Origin of the sequence: Streptomyces sp. NPDC048191 (genome assembly GCF_040652655.1) — a bacterium.
GTDB lineage: Bacteria > Actinomycetota > Actinomycetes > Streptomycetales > Streptomycetaceae > Streptomyces.
Genome location: NZ_JBEZMO010000042.1, coordinates 31,159 through 52,919, shown reverse-complemented (window position 1 = coordinate 52,919; position 21,761 = coordinate 31,159). Strand labels below are relative to the sequence as shown.

Annotated in this window: 15 protein-coding genes; 4 read left to right on the top strand and 11 right to left on the bottom strand. The window is 70.1% G+C overall.

Annotated features, from left to right (window positions below):
• A partial coding sequence (locus AB0D93_RS38150) for a maltotransferase domain-containing protein (RefSeq protein ID WP_362130190.1) occupies positions 1-746 on the bottom strand: 746 nt, incomplete at its 3' end.
• A 331-nt stretch (positions 747-1,077) separates the two neighbouring features.
• Here AB0D93_RS38150 and AB0D93_RS38145 point away from each other — a divergent pair.
• Positions 1,078-3,696, top strand: coding sequence for a glycosyltransferase family 1 protein (locus AB0D93_RS38145; protein ID WP_362130186.1), 2,619 nt, complete (start codon positions 1,078-1,080; stop codon positions 3,694-3,696).
• A gap of 19 nt (positions 3,697-3,715) precedes the next feature.
• Here the strand turns inward: AB0D93_RS38145 and AB0D93_RS38140 are convergent, their stop codons facing one another.
• Together AB0D93_RS38140 and AB0D93_RS38135 are read right to left on the bottom strand one after the other, a co-directional pair.
• Positions 3,716-3,904, bottom strand: a complete 189-nt coding sequence (locus AB0D93_RS38140; RefSeq protein WP_362130183.1) for a DUF397 domain-containing protein — start codon at positions 3,902-3,904, stop codon at positions 3,716-3,718.
• 8 nt (positions 3,905-3,912) lie between these two features.
• Positions 3,913-4,749: a helix-turn-helix transcriptional regulator gene (locus tag AB0D93_RS38135; protein ID WP_362130181.1), complete on the bottom strand. Its 837-nt coding sequence runs from the start codon at positions 4,747-4,749 to the stop codon at positions 3,913-3,915.
• Positions 4,750-4,951: 202 nt separating this feature from the next.
• Here AB0D93_RS38135 and AB0D93_RS38130 point away from each other — a divergent pair, with 202 nt between their 5' ends.
• The 3 genes from AB0D93_RS38130 to AB0D93_RS38120 all read left to right on the top strand — a co-directional run bounded on the left by AB0D93_RS38130 (position 4,952) and on the right by AB0D93_RS38120 (position 7,224).
• On the top strand, positions 4,952-5,377 hold the full coding sequence (locus AB0D93_RS38130) for an ATP-binding protein (RefSeq protein WP_362130178.1): 426 nt from the start codon (positions 4,952-4,954) through the stop codon (positions 5,375-5,377).
• Positions 5,377-6,273 carry a hypothetical protein gene (locus tag AB0D93_RS38125; RefSeq protein ID WP_362130175.1) on the top strand — a complete coding sequence of 299 codons (897 nt, stop codon included), beginning with the start codon at positions 5,377-5,379 and terminating at the stop codon, positions 6,271-6,273. The genes AB0D93_RS38130 and AB0D93_RS38125 overlap by 1 nt, the downstream gene beginning before the upstream one ends.
• A 249-nt stretch (positions 6,274-6,522) precedes the next feature.
• Positions 6,523-7,224 (top strand): hypothetical protein, encoded by a 702-nt coding sequence (locus AB0D93_RS38120; RefSeq protein ID WP_362130173.1) that lies wholly within the window; start codon positions 6,523-6,525, stop codon positions 7,222-7,224.
• Positions 7,225-7,229: 5 nt separating this feature from the next.
• On the opposite strand, the gene AB0D93_RS38115 is transcribed toward AB0D93_RS38120, so the two are convergent.
• The 8 genes from AB0D93_RS38115 to AB0D93_RS38080 form a co-directional block, all read right to left on the bottom strand.
• Positions 7,230-11,972 carry a putative T7SS-secreted protein gene (locus AB0D93_RS38115; protein WP_362130170.1) on the bottom strand — a complete coding sequence of 1,581 codons (4,743 nt, stop codon included), beginning with the start codon at positions 11,970-11,972 and terminating at the stop codon, positions 7,230-7,232.
• Positions 11,972-12,238 carry a hypothetical protein gene (locus AB0D93_RS38110; protein ID WP_362130167.1) on the bottom strand — a complete coding sequence of 89 codons (267 nt, stop codon included), beginning with the start codon at positions 12,236-12,238 and terminating at the stop codon, positions 11,972-11,974. The genes AB0D93_RS38115 and AB0D93_RS38110 overlap by 1 nt, the downstream gene beginning before the upstream one ends.
• Before the next feature lie 306 nt (positions 12,239-12,544).
• Positions 12,545-13,081: a hypothetical protein gene (locus tag AB0D93_RS38105; RefSeq protein ID WP_362130164.1), complete on the bottom strand. Its 537-nt coding sequence runs from the start codon at positions 13,079-13,081 to the stop codon at positions 12,545-12,547.
• 216 nt (positions 13,082-13,297) lie between these two features.
• Positions 13,298-13,819, bottom strand: coding sequence for a DUF1990 domain-containing protein (locus tag AB0D93_RS38100; RefSeq protein WP_362130161.1), 522 nt, complete (start codon positions 13,817-13,819; stop codon positions 13,298-13,300).
• A 71-nt stretch (positions 13,820-13,890) separates the two neighbouring features.
• On the bottom strand, positions 13,891-15,540 hold the full coding sequence (locus AB0D93_RS38095) for a M4 family metallopeptidase (RefSeq protein ID WP_362130158.1): 1,650 nt from the start codon (positions 15,538-15,540) through the stop codon (positions 13,891-13,893).
• A gap of 237 nt (positions 15,541-15,777) precedes the next feature.
• On the bottom strand, positions 15,778-17,823 hold the full coding sequence (locus AB0D93_RS38090; RefSeq protein ID WP_362130155.1) for a M4 family metallopeptidase: 2,046 nt from the start codon (positions 17,821-17,823) through the stop codon (positions 15,778-15,780).
• Between the two features lie 420 nt (positions 17,824-18,243).
• Complete coding sequence (locus AB0D93_RS38085) at positions 18,244-20,001, bottom strand: ABC transporter ATP-binding protein (RefSeq protein ID WP_362130195.1); 1,758 nt, start codon at positions 19,999-20,001, stop codon at positions 18,244-18,246.
• A gap of 53 nt (positions 20,002-20,054) precedes the next feature.
• Positions 20,055-21,761 carry an ABC transporter ATP-binding protein gene (locus tag AB0D93_RS38080; RefSeq protein WP_362130152.1) on the bottom strand — a complete coding sequence of 569 codons (1,707 nt, stop codon included), beginning with the start codon at positions 21,759-21,761 and terminating at the stop codon, positions 20,055-20,057.

The following is a 21,761-nucleotide window of genomic DNA, read 5'->3' as shown; positions in this document are numbered from 1 at the left end:
TCGTACCAGGAGCCGTACAGGGCCCGTTCACGCTCCACCAGCAGCGGCATCGGGTCGGAGGCCGTCACCAGCTCCCGCAACGGATGACGGGCGAGGAGATCCCGTACCTCCGGTGCCAGCGCCGCCGCGAGGCGCCAGGCGGCGGGGCGGTGCTCGTCGCGCAGGGCCGTGACGACGTTTCCGAGGACCTGCCGTTCCGCCTCCGGGACCCCGGCGGCCGCACGCTCGTACAGCCGCGCGCCCTCCTCCAGGACCAGCTCGGGGTCGATGCCGGCCGGGATCTTGATGCCGGCGTGGTGCTGCCAGGTGGCGACCGGGTCGGACCAGGCCTCCACCGTGTACGTCCACAGGCCCGGCTCGCCCGCGGTGACGGTGGCGCCCCAGCGGTCGGTGCCCGGGGCGAGTTCGCGCATCGGCGTCCACGGTCCGGCCCGGCCGGCCGGGTCGCGCAGCACCACGTTCGCCGCGACGGCTTCGTGCCCCTCCCGGAAGACGGTGGCGGACACCTCGAACGACTCACCGGTCACGGCCTTGGCCGGCCTGCGCCCGTGCCGGACCACCGGTCGTACGTCGAGGACGGGGATACGGCCGAGAGTGGTCGCCCGGGAGGCGGGCGGGGGATCGGCGGGTCCGGGCGGGCCGGGAACGTCGGCGGCCTTCACGGCTTTCTTGCCCGTGTTCTTCCTTGCCGCTGCCTTGGCCTTGCTGCTTGGCGTTGGTCCTGACGAATGGTGCGTGGCGGGCATGACCGCTCCTGTCCGCGTCAACGTGGGTGTGGGCGGATGGATGTGGGGAGGTGGGTCCTGCGGACGTGCTGTGGTGCGCCTGTGGGGTGTGTACCGGAGGAGCCTTCCCACCCTGTTCGGGTGGGCAATCCGGAACTTTGTTAACTACTCCCGCGTATGTCCACCCACAAGACCGGCCCCCTTTTTCCGGGTGCCCGGCGGTCGCCTCTCCACGCCCCGACACCCCGTCGGGCGCCTCCCCACCGACCCCCCGGTAACCACTACCGTCGAGGGTGACGACGAGACGCACAGCGCCGTGCGTCTCACTCCGCAACGCGTCCGAGGTGGCAGTGTGAAGGCGATCCGTCGGTTCACCGTCCGTCCCGTACTCCCCGAACCCCTCCGGCCGCTGAGCGACCTGGCGCGCAACCTGCGCTGGTCCTGGCACGCGGAAACGCGCGATCTGTTCCAGTCCGTCGACCCCGAGGCGTGGGCCGCCGCCGGGGGCGACCCGGTGCGCACGCTGGGCCGGGTGCGGCCCGCGCGGCTGACCGAACTGTCCGCCGACCGGCGCTTTCTGCGCCGCCTCACCGCCGTCGCCGACGACCTCGACGACTACCTCACCGGCGACCGCTGGTACCAGACCCAGGCGGACGGCATGCCCGCGGCGGTGGCCTACTTCTCCCCGGAGTTCGGCATCACGGCCGCGCTGCCCCAGTACTCCGGCGGCCTCGGCATCCTCGCCGGCGACCACCTCAAGGCCGCCAGCGATCTCGGCGTACCCCTGATCGGCGTCGGACTGCTGTACCGGCACGGCTACTTCCGGCAGACCCTGTCCCGCGACGGCTGGCAGCAGGAGCACTACCCGGTGCTCGACCCCAACGAGCTGCCCCTCACCCAGCTGAAGGAGGCCGACGGCGCCCTGGCGCGGGTCTCCCTCGCGCTGCCCGGCGGCAGGGCGCTGCACGCCCGGATCTGGCTGGCCCAGGTCGGCCGGGTGCCGCTGCTGCTGCTCGACTCGGACGTGGAGGAGAACGACCTCGGCGAACGCGGGGTGACCGACCGGCTCTACGGCGGCGGCAGCGAGCACCGGCTGCTGCAGGAGATGCTGCTCGGCATAGGGGGTGTCCGGGCGGTGCGGACGTACTGCCGGCTCACCGGGCACCCGGAGCCGGAGGTGTTCCACACCAACGAGGGCCACGCGGGCTTCCTGGGCCTGGAGCGGATCGCCGAACTCTGCGAGCGGGGGCTCGATTTCGACTCTTCCCTGGAGGCGGTGCGCGGCGGCACGGTCTTCACCACCCACACCCCCGTCCCGGCCGGCATCGACCGCTTCGACCGGGAGCTGGTGGCCCGGCACTTCGGGGCGGACGCGGAACTCCCCGGCATCGACGTGCAGCGGATTCTGAGGCTGGGCATGGAGACGTACCCGGGCGGCGAGCCGAACCTGTTCAACATGGCGGTGATGGGGCTCAGGCTGGCCCAGCGGGCGAACGGCGTGTCCCTGCTGCACGGGCACGTCAGCCGGGAGATGTTCGCGGGCCTGTGGCCGGGATTCGACGCGGCCGAGGTGCCGATCACCTCCGTGACCAACGGGGTGCACGCGCCGACCTGGGTGGCCCCCGAGGTGCTGCGGCTGGGCGCCCGGCAGGTCGGCTCGGAGCGGGCCGAGGACGCGCTGAGCGTCGGCGGCTCCGAGCGCTGGGACTCGATCGCGGAGATCGAGGACCAGGAGATCTGGGAGCTGCGCCGCACCCTGCGCGAACAACTGGTGGTGGAGGTGCGGGAGCGGCTGCGCGCGTCCTGGCGGCAACGCGGCGCGGGCGACGCGGAGTTGGGCTGGATCGACGGGGTGCTGGACCCGGACGTCCTGACCATCGGCTTCGCGCGCCGGGTCCCCTCGTACAAACGCCTGACCCTGATGCTGCGGGACCGCGACCGCCTGATGGACCTGCTCCTGCACCCGGACCGCCCGATGCAGATCGTGGTCGCGGGCAAGGCGCACCCGGCGGACGACAGCGGCAAACGCCTGGTCCAGGAACTGGTCCGCTTCGCCGACGACCCGCGCGTCCGCCACCGCATCGTCTTCCTCCCCGACTACGGCATGGCGATGGCGCAGAAGCTCTACCCCGGCTGCGACGTCTGGCTGAACAACCCCCTGCGCCCCCTGGAGGCGTGCGGCACCTCGGGCATGAAGGCGGCGCTGAACGGCTGCCTCAACCTCTCCGTCCTGGACGGCTGGTGGGACGAATGGTTCCAGCCGGACTTCGGCTGGGCCATCCCGACGGCGGACGGCGCGGCCACCGACGCCGACCGCCGCGACGACATCGAGGCGGCGGCCCTGTACGACCTGTTGGAGCAGCGGATCACCCCCCGCTTCTACGAACGCGGCCGCGCCGGCCTCCCCGACCGCTGGATCCAGATGGTCCGCCAGACCCTCACCCTGCTCGGCCCCAAGGTGCTGGCGGGCCGCATGGTCCGCGAGTACGTCGAGCGCCTCTACGTCCCCGCCGCCCAGGCACATCGCGCACTGACCCCGGACACGGCGAGCGACCTGGCCGCGTGGAAGGCACGGGTACGGGCGGCCTGGCCCGCGGTCAGCGTGGACCACGTGGAGACGACGGCGACGACGGCGACGGCGGAACTGGGGTCGACGGTGGGGCTGCGGGTGCGGGTGGGGTTGGGAGAGTTGTCGCCCGACGACGTCGAGGTCCAGGCGGTGTCGGGCCGGGTGGACGCGGAGGACCACATCACGGACGCGACGGTGGTCCCCCTGAAGCCGACGGGTGCCCCGGACCTGGAGGGCCGCCTGCTCTACGAGGGCCCGCTCTCCCTGGACCGCACCGGCCCCTACGGCTACACGGTCCGCATCCTCCCGGCCCACCGCCTGCTGGCCTCCGCCGCGGAACTGGGCCTGGTGGCGGTGCCTTCGGAGGAGGGGGTGGAGGAGGCGGGGGTGTTGCTGCGCTAGGAGGCGGACGCGGACCCCCCTACGGGGCCTTCTTCAGCGCCTCGACGAAGAGGGCGAAGGACCCGGCCGGGACGGTGAGGGTACCGACGGCCGGGTCCTTGGAGTCGCGGATGGCGGTGTGGGTGGGGGTGGTGGCTATTTCCACGCAGTTGTTGCCGTCGTCGGGGCCCGAGTAGGACGACTTCCGCCAGTTGTCGGGGGTGCCCATGGGATGCCTCACAGCTCTTGTGCCAGCTTGTGGATGAAGTCGCGTGACCGGTCCGGGTCGAGCGACACGACCTCCACCTTACGGAAGCGCGTTCGAAATGCGCTGAGCTGTGCCTCGGAGTCGATGAAGGCCGAGCCGTGGGGCACGTCACGCACGACCGTGTCCAGCTTGGGAACAGGGCCACCGGCGTACGTCATGGAGCTGGCGGCTCGTGCGAAGCCGTCCAGGTCGAAGGGGATGACCCGCAGGGTGATGTGGTCGGCTTCGGAGCGTTCCAGCAGCTTGCTCAGTTGAGCCTGAGAGGCGGCCCGGTCACTGACCCTGATGCGTAGGGCCGCCTCGTGAACGACCAGCTCGTACGGGATGGTGAGCTGCTGACGCCGCATGCGGTGCCGGACACGCAACTCCAGCTCCTCGCAGGGAAGTTCAGGTACGCGCGCGGAGAAGACCGCGCGGGCGTAGTCCTCCGTCTGCAGCAGGCCCGGCACGTACAGGACGGCCACCTCGCGGAGGAACGTGGCGTGGTGGTCGAGTTCGGCCAAGTCCAGGAACGAGTTGGGCAGTGAACCCCGGAACTCCTCCCACCAGCCGTGTGTCCGGTCGGTGGCCATCGCCACCAGGGCATCGATGAACTCCTCGTCGGTGCAGGCGTAGTGCGAGGCGAGGCGGCGAAGACGCTGCTCGCTCACGCCCGCGAGGGCCGACTCGATGTGGGTGATCTGGGCGGGGGCCACCCCGAGCAGCGCGGCCGCCTGGCGGGAGTTGAGGCCCGCAGCCTCGCGGAGTCTGCGCAGCTCGGTCGCCAGGCGCATCTGGCGTGCCGTTGGTTCGCGCCTCTTCACCATCGACCGGCTCTCCTTACACGCCTGTTGGCGCTACTCGTTCGGCGTCAGATTACGCGATCGGCTTGCTGCGTCCCTAGATTTAGATCTACCGTCAGTGACGCAACATGAACGCTACGGAAGCGCACCGCGCCGTCCTGCCATGACGGCTGCGGCAATGCCACCGCGCGCGGGATCCCCACTCACTGACCGGAGTTGATGACGCATGCCCGAAGACGAGTCCATCGAGTCCTGGGACTACACGCTCTACATCCCCAACGACCTCAGAGCGGTGACCGTGTGCCGCCGCACGCTGCGCCTGATCCTGACCCTGCACGGGTTGATCGGGGTCGTGGACACCGCCGAACTGCTGGCGGCGGAGTTGGTCTCGAACGCCGTACGGCACACCAAGGGGCCGGCCGCGCTGAGGGTCCGCCGTACCCCGGAGGGCACGGTGTGGATCGGGGCGTGGGACACCGACCCGGCGCCGCCGGATCCCCCGCGTCCGCTGGAGCAGGTGGCGGAGCTGGAGTGGGAGGACGGGCGGGGGCTTGGGTTGGTGAAGGCGTTCGCGCAGTACTGGGGGTGGCAGCCGACGGCGCGGTTCGGGGACCGGGGGAAGTTCGTGTGGTGTGAGCTGGGGGCCGCGTGATGGTGAGCCAGTCGCATGAGGCGTTGCACCGGATCTTCCAGAAGGATCCGACGCTGCTGACGAAGGCGTTACAGAGGGTGCTGCACGTGCCCTTCCCGGAGCCGCGGGAGATCGCGGGACTGAACATCGACCTGACCGAGATCGAACCGGTCGAGCGCCGTGTGGACACGCTGCTGCGGGCGGAGACGGACGAGGGCACGTATCTGCTGGTGGTGGAGTCGCAGGGGAAGGTGGACGAGCGCAAGCGGGGCAGCTGGCCGTACTACCTGTCCTACCTGTACGAGAAATTCCGTTGCGAGCCGGTGCTGATCGTCATCACCCAGAGTAGTACGACGGCCAGGTGGGCTTCGCGCCCGATCCGGCTCGGCTTCCCGGGCTGGGAGTCGCTGACGGTACGGCCGCTGGTGCTCGGCCCGGACAACGTGCCGGTGATCGCGGACGAGCGGCAGGCCCAGAAGGACGTCCCCCTTGCGGTGCTGTCGGCCATGACACACGGGCGTGGCCCGCAGGCTCCGGCCATACTGGAGTCCCTGGCCGGCGCCCTGCGGACCATCGACCCGGACAGTGCCGCAGTCTTCGTGCAGTTCGTCGACTCCTGCCTGGCCGACCCCCAGGCGAAGCAGATGTGGAGGGACCTGATGACCGCCATCCAGTACTTCTGGCGACACCCCCTCGCCGAGCAGGTACGCGAAGAAGGCAGGGAACAGGGCCTGGAACAGGGGCGTATCCAGGACCGCCAGGAGATGACCCTGCGCATCCTGGAATGGCGCGGCCTCTCTGTTCCCGACTCTATCCGCGAGCGGGTCATGGCCTGCACGGACCTGGCCCAGCTGGAGCTCTGGGCCCAGCGCGCAGTACATGCCACGGATGCGGCGGAGTTGTTCGCCGAGGAGTGAGCAAGCGGCCGTAGGGCCGCTCGCTTCTCAGTCAGAGCCGTGCTTCCGTGCAGCGCGTCAAGGGCGCGCTGCGCGTCGCCTCCGGCGATCGACTCCGGTTCCTGGGCCGGTACCTCGCAGCCGCCGCGCGATGTCGATGTCGCGCTGAAGCGCGCTGAGCCGCGGTGGCTCCCGGCTGGCGTCGAGTACGACGGCATGCAGGCGATCTCCGACCTGGGGCGGTGCGATGCTCTGATACCACCATGAAGGATGCTTCACCTGATCGATAAATGCGGTCGTGCCATCAACGTCGACCTTCGCCCCCACAGGCGCCACCGCGACCACGGTCGCGTCAAGTTCCTGATGCTCTTGGAATATCAAGTCGGTCCTCTGAATGTGCAACCCCAACTACGCCTCTGGGGCAACTCGTCCTTCTCCAGCGCGGATGAGAAGGGGGCGAGTTGGGTGGTCGTGCTGCAGCGCGGCGTCGCGAAGATCGGGCCCCGAATCGCTCTGCGCCCTCAAAGCGTTCCGGTTGCAGCCTCGCTCTGGATGCTGAGATTAGCGTTCTGGGAGTGGGATCTGCTGGAGACACAGGATGATGTGCTCGAAATCAGATTGCGCCTTGAGGCAAAATTCCTGGTCGTGGACGTTGATGGAGTGGACGACGTCTGCGAAATGCGGACTCTCAAGTCCCTGAGCTTCACGCAGAATCCGACTTGGAAGCAGGATCCAATTCTTTCTACTCCTATCCAGTTCCCATTCGACTTGAGTGGGAAGATCTCGCACTGCATTCTCGATGTACTGTGCGATTCCTTCATGGGGAGCCGCGTAGCGCCACCCCATGTAGGGCACCTGATGGTAGCCGTACACATGGTTGTACTCCGCGGGCAGCTTGAACCAAGCGAGTTCTCCAAACCTACTGAGGGCCTGCATGGCCGCTGTGCCTCGAGTTTCCATCGAATTCCCTAACTGTGCTACCAGAGGGGTCCTGAATACCCTCCGTTTCCGGCGACGAGCTTCTTTCCTTGATTAGACAGCCGAATGGCCCGTTCGTAGTCTCCGTACGGTATTGGGCTCTGGCTCATCCCTGGATCGTATACATATCTTCCGTCGGTGTAGACGTCGTGGTAACGATATGTGGTCAGTTCCTGCCCCATCCTCTCGGGGATCATGATTTCGGAGCTGTTATGTATCGTGAAGTTAATTATCTTACCTTCCCCTCCGGTCTCGCGGAGAATGTACTCGGCGATTTCTGAACAGTCTATGTTTCCGCCGATCGGCGCAGACCTCATGGCGCGCGTTGCAGCGTCGCTCGGAGGATAGTTAGGATTCGAGTCCCTGAAGTTAAATGTTCCTCGCGGTTCTTCTCCGTCGGGATATTCGGGTGCGAGTCCTAGCGAATCAGAGTGCGCGTGAGGGTTATGGACGTACGCAGCAGGGTTGGGCGCGGGTACAAGACCGAGAGGGTCGGCTGAGGCGTAGCGGGCCGTCTCAGGGTCGTAGTGGCGGAAGTAGTTGTAGTGGAGGCCGGTTTCGGGGTCGTAGTACTGGCCTGGGAAGCGAAGAGGAGTGTAGGTGGTGCTCTTCGCTGCCCATGCCGTCGTTCCCCACAGGGTGCTGCGGGTGCGCCAGGCGATGTCGCCCTGTTCGTCGATCAGTTCGCTGGGTGTGCCGACAAGGTCGGTGATTATGGCGAAGAAGCGGGAGTCGATCTGCTCTTGGGGCGCGTCGGCCGCGGTGATGCGTTCTGTTTGGGCGAGGGGGCGTAGGCCCTGGTGGTCCCAGGTGAGGGTGACCGGGTTGGGGAGGTCGGGGGAGGTTGTCGTCTGTTCGCAGAGGGTGGTGCCGGCCCAGGTGAAGTCCACCCGCTCCAGGACCGTTTCGCCGTCCTGGGCCATGCGGAGTTTTGCCGTGCGGCGGCCCAGGGGGTCGTAGGTGTAGCGCCAGCGGGTGCCGTCGGGGGTGATCACCGAGGTCAGGTGGTCCTCGGTGTCCCATTCGTAGTGCCAGGTGTCCGGCTTGCGTGAGAGGCGGGTTTTCTGGCGGAGGGTGATGCGGCCGAGGGTGTCGTGTTCGTAGCGGACGTTGCCGGCTCGGGTGATGCGGGTGCCCGTGTACGTGCGTGGGCCGGTGGCCTCCTGGCCCGGGTGGTCCGATGGCCAGGAGGCTTGGGTCTGGTTGCCGGCCTCGTCGTAGGCGTAGCGCTCTGTCCAGTTCGTCGCGTGGACCGCTGTCACCCGGCCGGTGGCGTCCAGGTCGAAGCGGCGGGTGCCGGACAACTGGTCGTCGATGCCGGTGAGGTTGCCGTCGGCCCGGTAGGTGTATGCCCGGTGCTGGACCGTGCGGCCCTCCGCGCCCGTCACCGACTGGGTTGTCAGGCGGCCCAGCGCGTCGAAGGTGTGCTCCAGTGTGACCGTTTCGCCGATGCGGCGGGTCAGTTCGCGTCCCGCCGGGTCGTATGTGAAGTCGATGGCCCGGCCTGATGCCACCATGTTCGTGCGGTGGCCTGCTGCGTTGTAGGTCCAGGTGGTGACGGCGCCTGTCGGTGTGGTGCGGCCCGTGCGGCGGCCCAGGGCGTCGTACTCGTACGTCGTCGTCCGGTCGTTGACCGTTTCGGAGTGGAGGCGGCCGTATCGGTCGCGCAGCAGGGTCAGGGTTGTGCCGTCGGGGCCCGTGGCCTGGGCGAGCTGGTCGGTGAAGTCGTATGCGTACGTCGTCACCTGGCCTGCCGCGTTTTTGCGGATCACCTGACCGAGTTCGTTGCGCTCGAAGGACGTCGCCTCGCCGAGGGCGTTCTGGCGTGAGACCAGGCGGCCCGCGGCGTCGTACTCGTAGGTGAGTGTGCGGTCGTCGAAGTCCGTCTCGGTCGCCAGGCGTCCGGCCGGGTCGTATTCGTACTCCCAGGTGAGGCCCTGTGGGTTCGTGACCTTGGTCAGGCGCAGTTCGGTGTCGTGGTCGAATTCGTAGCGGACGCCGTCCGGGCCCGTGCGGGCGCTCAGCAGGTCGAAGTGGGTGTACTCGAAGGCCGTGACGTGGCCCAAGTGGTCGGTATGGGCGGTGCAGTTGCCCTCGCCGTCGTACGTCCACGTCTCGGTCGTGCCGTCGGGAGCCTTTCGGCAGGTCAGGTGGCCTTCGATCGACCATTCCAGCCGGGTTGTGGCGCCTGTCGCGTCCGTGATCGCGGTGGGGTGGCCCAAAGCGTCCCGTTGGTATCGGGTCACCGCGCCCAGCGGGTCCGTCACCGTCACCGGGAGGCCGGTGCGGTCGCAGGCCACTGTCGTGGTGTGGCCCAGCGGATCTGTCACGGATGTGAGGTGGCCGGCCTCGTTGTACCCGAACCGGGTCGTCTGGCCCGCCGGGTCCGTCACCGATGTGCGGTTGCCCCGCTCGTCATACGTCTGGCGGATCACCGTGCCGTGCGGGTTCACCACCTTCACCGGCAGGCCCAGGTCGTTGTACTCCGCCTTCGACTCGCGCCCGTCCGGGCGGGTCACCGAAGTGAGGTTGCCCTCGTCGTCGTAGCGGAACGCTGTCGTGTGGCCCAGTGGGTCGGTGGTGGAGAGGAGGCGGTTGTAGCGGTCGCGGACGTAGCGGGTGGTCGCACCGAGTGCGTCGGTCTCCGCCACCACCTGCCAGGCCTTGTTGACCAGGTAGCGGCGGGTGTGGCCCTCGCCGGTCGTCGCCGTGGTGGTGCGCAGGCCCGTCGTGGGGTCCGGGTCCTCGTACGTCAGGCGCAGGGCCATGTGGCCCGCCGCGCCGGCCTCGGCGGTGCAGCGGTCCTGGTCGTCGTACTCGTAGGTGTAGGAGCGGTCGTTCGTGTCCGTCCACGACGTCACGCGACCCCGCTGGTCGTAGGTGAAACGCAGCGGCAGACCGGAGGAGTTGATGACCTCGGTGAGGTTGCCGTCCGTGTAGGCGAAGCGTTTCAGCTCCTCGCCGGTCGCGGTCAGGTGGTACGCCGTGATCCGGCCCGAGTCGGTGGTGATGCGCACGCCCTGGCCGGCACTCGTGGAGACCCCCACCGGGGTGCCGTTCGCGTCGTATTCGAACGTGATCCAGTTGCCGTTGCGGTCGTCGATCTGTTCCAGGACGGCGAGGCCGGGGCCTTCGTTGGCGAAGTGCCGTACCCGGCCGGTGCGGGGGTCGGTGATGGTGTAGCCGCCGTCCACGCGGTCCAGAGGGAGGCGGGGGCCGTGGCTTGCCACGGTGGGCACGCCAGGTGCCGGATGCGGGTACGACAGGAGGAGGCCGTCTTCGGTGACGTAGACGACTCCCTCGGCGTCGATCTCCAGGCGCTGGTCCAGAGTGGAGGACCAGGAGGGTCCGAACCAGCGGCCCAGGTGGTAGCCGGACTCGACGCGACGTGCGAGGGCCAGCGGGAGGGTGCCGGGGAGGGTGACGTCGGTCTGTGGCAGGTACATCTTGCCGGTGGCGAGGTCGATGGGGTCGGTGCCCTTGCTCTCCACCGACTCCGGCTCGCGCGAGGGCTGCTGGGGGTCTTCGCTGACCTTGTCCCGGGCGGTTGCCCTGCCGGCGTCCTCTGCTCCCGCCCGCGCTTCCTTGCGTGCCGTCGCCTCCGCCGCCTGGCGGGCCAGTCCCGCTTCCGCTCCTTCCCGTGCCAGCCCGGCTTCCATTCCGGCGCCGTCTCCGAGGAGGAACTGGGGGGCCAGGCGGCCGCCGAACTCCGAGGGGTCCTTGCGGGCCTGGGTCCACATGTCCTTCAGGGCGCGGTCGGGGTGGGAGGCGGTGGAGACCAGGCCCGAGAGGGTCATGCTGACGTTCTGCATGTACTGGGCGGGATGGGTGAGGTTGTACGGGTCCTCGGGATCCAGACCGCGGGCGAAGGCGATCAGGCCGGCCGTGCCCTTGACGAGGCCCCCGCCGAAATGGGTGAGTTCGATGCCGGTGGACACGGCGTTGTCCACGAGGTCACCCTTGAGACGCGCCAGCGGCGGGGGCTCGGCGGGGGAGTGGGCGAGGGCCGCCTGCACCTTGTCCTGTGCCTCGGAGGCGGCGGTGTTGCGCTGTTTGCGGGCCTCGGCGAGCTTGTGGACGGCGGCCTGGACGCCGGCCTTGCCCGGGTCGTGGAACGGTCCGGGCTTCGCACCCGGGTTCTCGTCTGTTGTGGCCTTGGCGTTGTAGGCGTCAACCTTCTTGTTGTAGGCGTCGACCGCGTCCTTGGACGCCTGCACCCCCTTCTTGTACAGCTCGATGGCTTCCTTGGCCTGGCCTTGCGCCCACTGGACGGTGTCGGCGTAGGACTCCAGGGCGCAGGCTGCCGCGTGGCAGGCCTCGGCCGCCTGCGCCCACTTGGCGGGGTGGACGCCGAACTTCTTGCGGAAGGCGTCGCCGCCCTCGCCCTGCCAGCCGGAGGAGTCGACCTTCTTCAGACCCTGGCTGACCTTGGTGAAGGCGGCGCTGAAGTCGCGCAGGTGCTTGGCGCTGGCGCGGATCGTGGCCGGGTTGCCGTGGATGAGTTCGTTCGCCTCGTCCGTCTGGCCGAGCTGCTGTTCCCCGGGGGTCGCGCCCAGGTCGGAGGCGATGCCGTCGCCCCAGTCCTCGAGCTTGTGCGCCCATGTGTGCAGTCCGACGTGGTCCAGCTTGTCGCCGACCTTGTGCGCGGCCCAGTCGACGCCCTCGCCGAGTTTCTCCTTGCCCTTGTCGTAGACATGCTCGGCACCGCCCAGGAGCGCGTTGGTCACATCCCCCAGGCCCATCAGCCCTCACCACCCGGCAGCTCACCGGCCAGATCGGCCGGGTTCAGGCCCGTCGGGGCGATGGTGTGGGAGGTCATGACGTCGTGTGCGGCGCCCTTCCAGCCCTGCTTGCTGTTGTCCCAGGCCGTCTCGAAGGACTGCTCGCTGTAGTCCGGGTGGGTGTAGGCGTGGGCGGTGCTGCCGGCCCACTGGCCCCAGCTCATCTTCTCGACGTCTTCCTCGGAGGCGTACGGATTGCCCACCAGCGAGTTCGCACCGACCTTCAACGTGCCACTGACGTACTGATCGGTCTCGTAGTACGTGCCCGCCGCCAGACCCGTCTTCTCGGCAAACCCGTTGCCCCTCGTTGATCAGCGAGCGCACGCCCCACTCCCAGCGCTCGCAGAACGACTTGAACGCGCCCGTCAGCCCCTCATGCCCCAACTCCAGCCCCGACAGAGCGATCTCACCGAAGCCACGCCCGGCCCCGGCCTCACCGACCATGCCGAGCTCCCTCAGCTCACCCAGCGCATCGGTCAGGCCCTTGGCGATCAACGCCAGCCCGTCCGTCTTCAAGTCCCCGTTAACGTCTGTCACGCCAAGTCCCCCATCTGCGCCCCCACACCGACCGCCGCCCCGTCCGGCACGATCCCCCGCACCGGCGGGAACAGCGCCCCCTCGCCCTCACTGCCCACATCCAACGCGACCCCGCACGGCACCCCCACCGCCACCACCCCCGCGTCCAGCAGACGCGCCCCCAGCCACCGCTGGTACGCCCACTCCCGCTCACCCTCGCCGCGCGCGACCGCGAAACGGGCCAGCGCACGCTCGTGGGAGAAGGCGTAGATCCAGCGGACACCACCGAAGTCGGCCGTCAACGGCGCCTCGTCCTCGTCCACCGGCACCAGCACCGCCGCACGACGGAACCCGCCCAGCAGCACCGCGAACGCGCGACGCCTGCGCTCGACGGCGTCCGGCGCGTCAGGCACAGCGTCACGCGTATGGAGCCCCTCGAACGCCTCCGGCCGGAGCGTGTCCCGCTGGTCGGTGCGGGCCGGGTCCATGTAGTCGTACAGCCGTGACCTAGGTATTCGTGCGGTCGAGTCGGAATCGCCCCCGTGTTCGAACATGTCCCGGATCCTCACATCGGCCCATTGCGCATCGCAACACGGAACGGGGAGCCGGTGCACGGGTCGGCTGATTTTCGATCCCAGCGTGCACGAATGGCTGAGGCACGAGCAGGAGCATGCCCGAGCCCGGCGTGGCCGCGATCGTGGCGGCGCTTCGTGGGATCGTGGCGCGGGGGTGCAGGGCACCCTGGTGCCGTTGGCGGACGGATGAGACGGTCAGGCCTCGTCGAACTCCGCGCACATCCTGCGCAGCACCACCCCGCACCGCCGGGCGTACGCGTGCTGCAGCCCCCGGGTCGCCGGGCCGCCCGCCCTCGCGTACCACTTGGCTCCCCTGCTGAACGCCGCGACCGTCAGCCAGACCGTACCGTCGCCCGTGCGGTCGACGATGAAGGCCTCCTCGCCGCATTCCGGGTGGCCCTGCAGGGTGCCGTAGGCCCAGCCGGCGCGGCGGGGTTCGTCCGCCGTCCAGATGATGCGGCAGGGGGCCTTGATGACGCCCGCCAGGGTGACCGTGACGTCGACGTCCGGAGCCGCGCGGTCGGCGGTGGCGTCGATGCCCACGCCCAGGGCACGGTGCATCTCCCAGGTGAGGACCGCCTCGGCGGCCCGCTGGAACACCTTGTGCCCCTCGCCGAGGCGGGTGCGGACGAGCATCGGGTGGAAGCCGGGCGGGCAGTACGTCAGGTCGTCGCGGGTCGCGCCGACCGGCTCGTAGGTGAAGGGCGCGGAGGACATGGGTCACAAGAGTAGGGCGGCACCCGGAACGATCTCCGCCCGGGTGCCGCCCGTCCGCCACTGCGCGTGCGTCAGCTGACGTTGACCGCCGACCAGGCCGCGGCCACCGCGTTGTACTCGGTGCTGCCGGAGCCGTACAGGTCCTTGGCGGCGTTCAGGGTGCCCGTGCGGGCCGCCTTGTAGTTCGTCGTGGACGTGAAGTACGTGGTCAGCGCCTTGTACCAGATCTGCAGCGCCTTGGCGCGGCCGATTCCGGTGACCGTCGAGCCGTTGGACGTCGGCGAGTTGTAGCTCACGCCGTTGATCGTCTTCGCGCCGCTGCCCTCCGACAGGAGGTAGAAGAAGTGGTTGGCGACGCCCGACGAGTAGTGGACGTCCAGGTTGCCGACGGAGGAGGACCAGTAGTCCGCCGAGCCGCCGTCCTTGCTGGGCTTGTCCATGTAGCGCAGCGGGGTGCCGTCGCCGTTGATGTTGATCTTCTCGCCGATGAGGTAGTCACCGGGGTCCTTGGCGTTGTTGGCGAAGAACTCCACGCCGGTGCCCATGATGTCGCTGGTGGCCTCGTTCAGGCCGCCGGACTCACCGCTGTAGTCGAGGCCCGCGGTGTTGGCGGTGACACCGTGGCTCATCTCGTGGCCGGCCACGTCCAGCGAGGTCAGCGGGTCGGCGTTGCCCGAGCCGTCGCCGTAGGTCATGCAGAAGCAGCTGTCGTCCCAGAAGGCGTTCACGTACGAGCTGCCGTAGTGGACGCGGGAGTAGGCGCCGACGCCGTCGTTCTTGATGCCGCTGCGGCCGAAGGTGCTCTTGTAGAAGTCCCAGGTCTCCTGCGCCCCGTAGGCGGCGTCGGCGGCCGCGGTCTGGTCGGAGGAGGAGGTGGAGGCGGTGCCGGTGCCGAAGGTGTTGGTCGAGTTGCTGACCAGGGTGCCCTTGCCGGACGTCTTGCGGGCCAGGTTGTAGGTCTTGTGACCGCCCCGCGAGGCGTCGGTCAGGTTGTACGACGAGCCCGACTGCGTGGTGGTGAGGCTGACGGTGCCCGAGTACAGCGTCTTGCCGGTGCCGGTCGCGTTCTCGATGCCCTGGTACTCGAAGAGCTTCTTGCCGGTGGCGGCGTCGGTGATGACGTGCAGCTGGTTCGGGGTGCCGTCGTCCTGCAGGCCGCCGACGATCGTCTCGTAGGCGAGGACGGGCTTGCCGGAGCCGGCCCAGATCACCTTGCGGGCGCCGTCCGCCGCGGACTTGGCGGAGCCGAGGGTCTTGGCGGCGGACACCGCCTGCTGCTCGGCCTTGGCGGCGCTGATCTGCGGCTTGAGCGAGGCCACCTTGATGGTCGCCTTGGTCGCCTTGGTGACACCCTCGGTCTTGCCGGACTTGGCGGTGTGGACGACGAGGTCGCCGCCGAGCACCGGAAGGCCCGCGTAGGTCCGCTCGTAGCGGGTGTGGACCGTGCCGTCGACGTCTCTGACGACGTCCTTGACGACCAGCTTCTCCTTGGCGCCGAGGCCTATGTGCTGCGCGGTCTCGGCGGCGTCGGCCTGGGCCTGCTGTATCAGGGAGGTGCGGGCGGAGGCGGACAGCGCGGTCGGGGCGGCGCCGGGGGTCGAGCTGGTCTTGCCGGCCGCGGTCGCGGTGGAGGCCAGACCGGTGGAGATGAGGGCTCCGGCGGCCACGGCGGTGGCGATGGCCAGAGTGGTGCGCTTGTGACGCGCGTAGCGGGGGGTCACGCAAGCTCCTTCGTGTGGGGAGTCCGGTCAGCGTGGGGTTACTGGCCGGAACGGTGTGGTGAAGCTCTGCGGCGGGTGAAGGAAGGGTGACATCAGGGACGCGTACATGTCAGGGCCCTGAAGTGATGTTGGCCGAAAGTCGACTGTCCGAGAAACGTTGCGGGTGTGTTAACCGGTGTCGTCCGAGGGTGCCGGACCCTCGGACGACGCCCAGTTCCCGGGCTGTTGACGGCCGGTTTACGGGAACGTCAGCTTCCAGCCGTTGATCGTTCCGGTGTCGTAGGTGGCCTGATCCTGCACCCTCAACTTCCAGGTCCCGTTGGCGGGTTCGGCGGAGGCGTTGACCGTGTAGGTCTGCTTCACGTTGTCCGCCGAGTCCGAGGAGCTGAAGTTCTTCAGACGGTAGGCGGTGCCCGACGGGCCGACGAGGTCGATCACCAGGTCGCCCCGCCAGGTGTGCGTGATGTCGACGCTCACCTGGAGGTTGCTCGGCGCGTTTCCGCTCCTGCCGGAGACCGTGATGGGCGAGGTGACGGCAGGACCGTTGTCCGGGATGGCGACGGCGGTGTTGCTCTCGTACGTCGTCCCGCCGCCGCCTCCGCCGCCCCCGCCGCCGGAGCGCGACCCGACCGCCACGCCCGCCCAGGCGTCCTGCACCGCCTTGTACTCGGTGCTGGAGGTGCCGTAGAGCTCGCCGGCCGCCGCGAGGGTGCCGGTGCGGGCGGCCGCGTAGTCGGTGGTGGAGGTGAACTTGGTGGTCAGCGCCCGGTACCAGATCTGCAGCGCCTTGTCCCGGCCGATGCCGGTGACCGGAAGCCCGTCCGCCGTGGGCGAGTCGTAGCTGACGCCGTTGATCACCTTGGCGCCGCTGCCCTCGCTCAGCAGGTAGAAGAAGTGGTTGGCGACACCCGAGGAGTAGTGGACGTCCAGGTTGCCGACGCCCGAGTACCAGGAGTCGGCGGAGCCGCCGTCCTTGCTGGGCTTGTCCATGTAGCGCAGCGGGGTGCCGTCGCCGTTGATGTTGATCTTCTCGCCGATGAGGTAGTCGCCCTTGTCGGACGAGTTGTTGGCGTAGAACTCGACGCCGGTGCCCATGATGTCGCTGGTGGCCTCGTTCAGGCCGCCCGACTCGTCGCTGTAATCCAGCCCCGCGGTGTTGGCGGTGACACCGTGGCTCATCTCGTGCCCGGCGACGTCGAGCGCGGTCAGCGGGTCGGCGTTGTTCGAGCCGTCGCCGTAGGTCATGCAGAAGCAGCTGTCGTCCCAGAAGGCGTTCACGTACGAGTTGCCGTAGTGGACGCGGGAGTAGGCGCCGACGCCGTCGTTGCGGATGCCGCTGCGGCCGAAGGTGTTCTTGTAGAAGTCCCAGGTCTCCTGGGCGCCGTAGTGGGCGTCCGCGCCCGCGGTCGCCGCGTTCGACGTGGTGCCGTTGCCCCAGGTGTCGTTGTTCTGCGAGAACAGGGTCCCGGTGCCCGAGCTGCCGTGGTTCAGGTTGTACGTCTTGTGGCCGCCGCGTGCCCCGTCGGTCAGCGTGTACGTCGAACCCGACTGGGTCGTCGTCAGCGTGACCTGCCCGCTGTACTGGGTGTTGCCGACGCCGGTCTCGATGCCCTGGTACTCGAAGAGCTTCTTGCCGGTGGCGGCGTCGGTGATGACGTGCAGCCGGTTCGGGGTGCCGTCGTCCTGGAAACCGCCCACGACCGTCTCGTAGGCGAGGACGGGCTTGCCGGAGCCGGCCCAGATCACCTTGCGCACGGAGTCGGCGGACTGCTTGCTGCCGCCGAGGGCCTTGGCCCGCTGCACGGCCTGCTTCTCGGCCGTGGCCTTCGACACCGCCGGGGTGAGACCGGCGACCTTCAGGGTGGCGCGGGTGGCCTTGATGACGTCCATGGTCTTGCCGGACGTGTCGGTGTCCACGACCAGGTCGCCGCCGAGCACGGGAAGGCCGGCGTAGGTGCGCTCGTAGCGGGTGTGCAGGGTGCCGTCGCCGTCCTTGACGACGTCCTTGACGACCAGCTTCTCCTTCGCGCCGAGGCCGAGGGAACGGGCGGTGGCGGCCGTGCCGGCGTCGGCGTGGCGGATCAGTTCGACACGCTGCGAGGGCGTGAGCCTCACGGCCGCGTGGGCCGGATTCACCTTGCCGGGCCGGGGCTTCGCCGGTGCGGCACTGGCCGCGCCCGACTGGACGGCGGCGGCGAGCAGGGCGGCGACGCCGGCGAGGGCGACGGTGGCGGTACGACGCGGGGTGTAGGGGGTGCGTCTGGGTGAGGAACTCCGTCTCAACACTGACTCCTTCTGCGTGGCCGCGGGTCACGCGGCCAGGGGAGACCGGACGGTGGGTTTGGGACGTCCGGGGCAGAACAGGGGCGTTGCGCGGAACCATGTGCAGGCCGCTCACGGACAGGTGGAACCGTGGGGTTGTTGTGAGTCGGCCTGGGAAGAGTGACAGGGGATCGGCGCACCTGTCAGGACCGCGTCACAAACTTGGCCGGAAATGGTTCGTTGACCGGATGTTCATGTTCGATATACGGAGTCGTCACCAGGGCGGGGGATGGGGGCGGCGGTTCCGCCACCGGCCGTGCGCACGGGCGCGGTTGTCCGGTTCCGGGCGCGGGGTGCCGGTGTCAACGGCCCTGTCCCTGCCGGGTGCGGCCGGCGAATGCGCTCGCCGTCCCCCCGTACGGACCCGCCGACACCCGGCGCCTACTGGCCGGCGGCCCCGGAGGGAGCCGTACCCTCTCCCGGCGGCGGCTCGGAACGGCCGGCCGGGTCCCCGTGCCACGTCCGCCACAGGGCCGCGTAGGCGCCGCCGGCCGTCACGAGGTCCTCGTGCGTGCCCAGTTCCGTCAGGAGGCCGTTCTCCATGACCGCCACCCGGTCGGCGTCGTGGGCCGTGTGGAGGCGGTGGGCGATGGCGATGACCGTACGGCCCTCCAAAACGCCGGCGAGGGCGCGCTCGGTGTGCCGGGCCGTCGTGGGGTCCAGCAGGGCGGTCGCCTCGTCGAGGATCAGGGTGTGCGGGTCGGCCAGCACCACCCGGGCCAGGGCGAGTTGCTGCGCCTGCGAGCCGTCGGTGCCGTGGCCGCCCTCGCCCAGCCGGGTGTCCAGCCCGTCCGGCAGGTCACCCACCCAGTCGTCGGCACCGACCGCCGCGAGCGCCGCCCACAGATCCGCGTCCGTGGCCGCCGGTTCGGCGATCAGCAGGTTGTCGCGGACCGTGCCGAGGAACACATGGTGCTCCTGCGTCACCAGGACCACCTGGCGGCGCAGCAGCTCCGGCTCCAGCTCGGCGACCGGCACCCCGCCCACCGTCACCGCCCCGGTCCCGGGCCGGTCGATGCCCGCGAGCAGCCGGCTCAGCGTCGTCTTCCCGGCACCCGAGGGGCCCACCACCGCGAGCCGTTCCCCGGGCCGTACCGTCAGATCCACTCCGCGCAGCACCTCGCCGCCGCGCTCATAGGCGTAGCGGACCCCGCGCACGTCGATCCGGTCGTCCGCCGGGACCGGGGAACCGTCCGCGGTCCGGTCGCCCGGCGCCTCGGCCAGCCCCTCCACGCGCGCGAACGAGGCGCTGCTGCCCTGCAGTTGCTCCACCCGCATCAGGATCTGGTCCAGCGGCTCGGTGAACTGCCGCAGGTACAGCGCCGCGGCCACCACCGCGCCCACCCCCACCGAGCCCCGCTGGTGCAGCCACCCGCCGAGCAGCAGCACGCCCACCACGGGCACGGTGTACGTCACCTCCACCGCCGGGAAGAACACCGTGCGCAGGAACAGCGTGCGGAACCGGGTACGGCGGGACGTCTCCAGCGCGTCGCGGCTCGCCGCGATCCGCCGCTCCCGCAGCCGGAACGCCTCGACCGTCCGGGCTCCGGCCGCCGTCGAGGCGACGATCTCCGCGACCTGGGACGTGGCCGCGCCCTCGGCGAGATAGCCGTCCCGGGCCCGGCGCAGATACCAGCGCAGCGCGAGCCAGATCGGGGACAGCCCGAGCAGTCCGAACGCCCCGAGCAGCGGGTCCAACGCGAACACCGCGCCCAGCACGAACAGCGCCTGCACGGTGTTGACCAGCAGCTCCGGGCCGACGTCCCGCAGCGTGGTGCCGACGATCGCCACGTCCGCCGTGCCACGCGCCGTCAGGTCGCCGGTGCCCGCGCGCTCCACCACGGACGCGGGTAGTGCCAGCACCCGCTCGACGTACTCCTCGCGCACCCGGGCCAGCGTCCGCTCCCCGAACCGGTACCCCACATACCGTGCCCAGCGGGCCAGCAGCAGCTGGGCCAGCGCGCACAGCAGGATCCAGGGCGCGAGCCGGTCCACCGCGCCGACCCCCTGCCCGGTCCGTACGTCATCCACGATCCGCCCGACCAGCCACGGCCCGGCCAGACCGGCCCCCGCCGCCAGCGCGTTCAGCAGCAGCGCGGCGGCGAACGCCCGCCCGTCGGCGCGCACCAGCCGCAGCATGGCCCGCCGCACCCGCCCCTGGTCCGCGACCGGCAGCAACCCCTCACCCGCCGTCACCGTACGATCCCCTCCGTGTCCCGGGCCACGAGTGAGCGGTAGCCCGGCTCGGTGGCCAGCAGCCGTTGGTGCGGGCCGGTCGCCGCGACCTTTCCGTCGACCAGGAACACCACCGTGTCCGCGTGGTCCAGCACCAGCGGCGAGGTGGACGTCACGACCGTCGTACGGCCCTCCCGGGCCTGGCGCAGGCGTCCGGCGACGGTCGCCTCCGTGTGCGCGTCCAGCGCCGAGGTCGGCTCCACCGCGAGCAGTACCTCCGGGTCGGCCAGCAGCGCCCGGGTGAGCCGGATCCGCTGCCGCTGGCCGCCGGACAGGCTGCGGCCCTGCCCGGCCACCGCGGAGTCGAGTCCGTCCGGCAGGCCGCGTACGACGTCCTCGGCGGCGGCCGCGTACAGGGCCCGGCCGAGCGCCGTCGCGTCCGGCGTGTGCTCGGCGGCCACGACCTCCCGCAGCGGCCCGGCGAACAGGTCGGCCTCGTTGTCCGCGACCAGGACCCGCTCGCGCACCTCCGCCAGCGGGACCGCGTCCAGCCGCACCCCGCCCCAGGTGGCGTCGGTCGGCCCGAAGCGGCCCAGCCGGTCGACCACGGCGGCGGCGTCGGCGGGCCGGGCGGCGGCCAGCGCGGTCAGCCGGCCCGGCACCACCCGCACCCCGGACGCCGGATCGTGCAGCTCGGCAGGCCCCTCGGGCGCCGCCAGCGTGCCCTCGTCCGGCTCCGGCTCCAGCCGCAGCAGCCGTACCACCCGGCGCGCGGCCACCACGCCCCGGTTCATGTCGTACGCCATCTGCACGAAGAAGGCCACGGGACCGATCAGCACCGCCACATAGCCGTACACCGACACCAACTCGCCGATGGTGAGGGACCCCTGGGCCGCGAGCCGGGCGGCGAGCCAGGTCACCACGGCCAGGAACAGGGTGGGCAGGCCCACGCCGAGCGCCTGCACCCAGCTGGCCACGGCACCCACCCGGTAGCCCTGCGCCCGCAGCCGTTGCGAATCCGTGCGGAAGGCGTCCGCGAACAGCCCCTTGCCGCCGAGGCCGTTGAGGACACGCAGCCCGCCCGCGAGGTCCCCGATCCGTGCGGCGAGCACACCCTGCCGTTCCCGGTAGCCGCTCTCCGCGCTCTGCAGCCGCAGCGTCAGCGGCCCGGTGACCAGCGCGATCACCGGCAGTCCGAGGACCACGACGGCGGCCAGCGGGACCGAGACCGCCAGCAGCAGCCCGGCCACCACCACATAGACCACGGCCGAACCGACGCCCGGCCCGACCACGGTCAGCGCCTGCGCGACGGTGTGCACGTCGGCGACCCCGATCGTCACCACCTCACCGGCCCCCGACCGGCGGGGCAGCGCGGCGCCGAGCCTCACCACATGGCCCACGACCACCTTCACCGTGCGGAAGTAGGCGTCCATCCGCACCCGGGTCATCGTGCGGTGCCGCATGATGCTCAGCCAGGCGTTCACCGACCCGAGCACGAACATCACCACGCTCCAGCCGGCCAGCACCCCCAGCCGTCCCGGCACCAGACCGTCGTCCACGGCCCGCGCCATCAGGTACGGCTGCGCGGCCAGCAGCACCATCCACACACTGCCCAGCAGCGCCCCGGCGGCCGACCGGCCCGGCTGGCGCAGCACCAGCCACCACAGGTAACACCAGCCGCCGCGGGTGTCGGGCGTGCCCGGCTCCTCGTACGCGTCGATCAT

Excerpts from the sequence above, each read along its gene's own strand:
- AB0D93_RS38140 (WP_362130183.1), bottom strand. The coding sequence starts at position 3,904 with ATGGGCACCCCCGACAACTGGCGGAAGTCGTCCTACTCGGGCCCCGAC.
- AB0D93_RS38105 (WP_362130164.1), bottom strand. The coding sequence starts at position 13,081 with ATGTTCGAACACGGGGGCGATTCCGACTCGACCGCACGAATACCTAGG.
- AB0D93_RS38100 (WP_362130161.1), bottom strand. The coding sequence starts at position 13,819 with ATGTCCTCCGCGCCCTTCACCTACGAGCCGGTCGGCGCGACCCGCGAC.
- AB0D93_RS38080 (WP_362130152.1), bottom strand. The coding sequence starts at position 21,761 with ATGATCGACGCGTACGAGGAGCCGGGCACGCCCGACACCCGCGGCGGC.
- AB0D93_RS38130 (WP_362130178.1), top strand. The coding sequence starts at position 4,952 with ATGCCCGAAGACGAGTCCATCGAGTCCTGGGACTACACGCTCTACATC.
- AB0D93_RS38115 (WP_362130170.1), bottom strand. The coding sequence starts at position 11,972 with ATGGGCCTGGGGGATGTGACCAACGCGCTCCTGGGCGGTGCCGAGCAT.
- AB0D93_RS38125 (WP_362130175.1), top strand. The coding sequence starts at position 5,377 with ATGGTGAGCCAGTCGCATGAGGCGTTGCACCGGATCTTCCAGAAGGAT.
- AB0D93_RS38135 (WP_362130181.1), bottom strand. The coding sequence starts at position 4,749 with ATGGTGAAGAGGCGCGAACCAACGGCACGCCAGATGCGCCTGGCGACC.
- AB0D93_RS38120 (WP_362130173.1), top strand. The coding sequence starts at position 6,523 with ATGCTTCACCTGATCGATAAATGCGGTCGTGCCATCAACGTCGACCTT.
- AB0D93_RS38085 (WP_362130195.1), bottom strand. The coding sequence starts at position 20,001 with ATGCTGCGGCTGGTGCGCGCCGACGGGCGGGCGTTCGCCGCCGCGCTG.